Raw genomic sequence first — 1,721 nt, forward strand, 5'->3', positions numbered from 1 at the left:
CATCAATCCAGTTCTGGCCAACCCTGAAGAATTCAGAGCAAGCCTCAAACGCTAACGCCCTTCTCTTTTTAAATCTGCAGCAAAAGGTGACATTTTAAAATTGGAAACCAGGGTGACATTTCAACATCGGGTAGACAAAAAAAAAGGACAAAGACAAGACATTACAGGTGCTGATTTCTATTTTCCCGCAATGACGTCATTTATTGACGTCATTGCGTGTAAGGTATAAAATAACGTCATGCATTGACGTCAACGGGATGAATGATGATTAAGGTTAAGGAACTGAGTTCCAGGCACTGTAAAACCTTGGCCGATGTACTGACCACGCCGCCAAAGTCCGGGATACAGTGGAATGATGTGGTCAGCCTGATAAACAAGCTGGGGGGAAAGGTCAGGAACGGCAGCGGATCGCGTCGCAAATTTGTACTCATGGGGTCAGTCTATCAAACACATCAGCCCCATCCAGGTAACGTGATGGACAAAGGCGCAGTAAACAGCCTGCGTGAATGGTTCGAAGATGTAATAGGGGTGGAACATGATTAAGGGCAATAACATTATGACGATTGACGGCCATCCGGCCTCGGTTACCTACGAAGCCGAAATTAAAGCCTTTCGCGGTAAGTTTCTGGACGTGACCGGCTATTGCGACTTCGTATCAGACAGCATTGAGGGACTGGAAAAAGAAGGGGTTATTTCGTTAGCTGAATACGTGGAAACCTGCGGAGAAGAAGGGATTAAACCTTTCAAAGACAACGACCGGGTAAAATCATTTACGCTACGTTACCCTGGCTGGCTGGAAGCCCGTTTAAATGCAGCGACAACCGCGCACTCTGTGTCAAAAAACCAGTACATAGTCGAGCTACTGGAGCGGGAGCTGATCGCCCGCTGATTCAGGAACCCCGGGCAGTAACAAAACTGGCTTTTGTGGCTACCCGGGGTTGACCAACGAGCACCGCGAGGCAGATAAGCTCACCTTAACCCCGGTGTGTAAGGCACTCCCCTTTAATTTACGATTATATTCCGCTTCCTCGCTCATTCGCTCACTGACGTTCGGTCATGAGACTGCGGCGAGCGGTGCGGGCACAGAATCACGATCCTTTAGGTAAGGGGCCAGGGGTTTTACGGGCCCGAAGCCGCCATCAGAGTGGCGGTGGTGAACCGTCTTCTGTCGGTGGCACGGCCGTATTCTGTCCGTAAGCAGGCGAAAACTGCCTGAAATTCATCGGGTAAGGGATACTGTAACCTTCAGCCATCCATGCATCAACGCTGTGCTACGTCCGGGCGGGCTAGCCGTCATTTTGCAGATGGTTATATTTTGATAGTCTCAGATACGGCATTAAGTGTATATGATCAGACAGAATCTGCATGGAGGTAATCAATGACAACATCAATCAGCCCAAATAATATACATAATATTGCCGTTAACACGGGAACACTGCGTGAGACCCTTAAAAAGGATTTCATTGAAGAGATACGTTGTGGGGGATGTATGGTGAGGCGGTTTCTGGAATATTAAATCAGGCACGAATTGACATCCTCCCCCGCCTAAAGGCGGAGGATTCCTACTACGCTCAGACTAACGCCTGAATCATTTCGGTGGGTTCCTGCTTCATCGAGTGGCCTGACTGCGCCATTTCTCCACAGGCTAACGCGGCGTGCCCCGCCGCTAAAATATTTCGTGCGCCGTTTATGTCGGCATTCGCGGTATATCCGCAAGCCTG

2 protein-coding genes and 1 pseudogene are annotated in these 1,721 nt (G+C 49.3%); 2 read left to right on the top strand and 1 reads right to left on the bottom strand.

Annotated features, from left to right (window positions below; translation table 11 throughout):
• Positions 1-264: 264 nt before the first annotated feature.
• Together ACRDCA_RS03650 and ACRDCA_RS03655 are read left to right on the top strand one after the other, a co-directional pair.
• Complete coding sequence (locus ACRDCA_RS03650) at positions 265-543, top strand: type II toxin-antitoxin system HicA family toxin (protein ID WP_438688337.1); 279 nt, start codon at positions 265-267, stop codon at positions 541-543.
• Complete coding sequence (locus ACRDCA_RS03655) at positions 536-889, top strand: type II toxin-antitoxin system HicB family antitoxin (protein ID WP_438688336.1); 354 nt, start codon at positions 536-538, stop codon at positions 887-889. Before ACRDCA_RS03650 ends, ACRDCA_RS03655 begins: the two co-directional genes overlap by 8 nt.
• A gap of 682 nt (positions 890-1,571) precedes the next feature.
• On the opposite strand, the pseudogene ACRDCA_RS03660 reads toward ACRDCA_RS03655, so the two are convergent.
• A pseudogene (locus ACRDCA_RS03660) lies at positions 1,572-1,721 on the bottom strand (RNA-guided endonuclease InsQ/TnpB family protein); the annotation flags it as partial.

The sequence above is a fragment of the Serratia sp. (in: enterobacteria) genome (assembly GCF_051654945.1).
GTDB lineage: Bacteria > Pseudomonadota > Gammaproteobacteria > Enterobacterales > Enterobacteriaceae > Chania.

What these genes read in the sequence shown, in the direction of transcription:
- ACRDCA_RS03650 (WP_438688337.1), top strand. Translation starts at nt 265, where the DNA reads ATGATTAAGGTTAAGGAACTGAGTTCCAGGCACTGTAAAACCTTGGCC.
- ACRDCA_RS03655 (WP_438688336.1), top strand. Translation starts at nt 536, where the DNA reads ATGATTAAGGGCAATAACATTATGACGATTGACGGCCATCCGGCCTCG.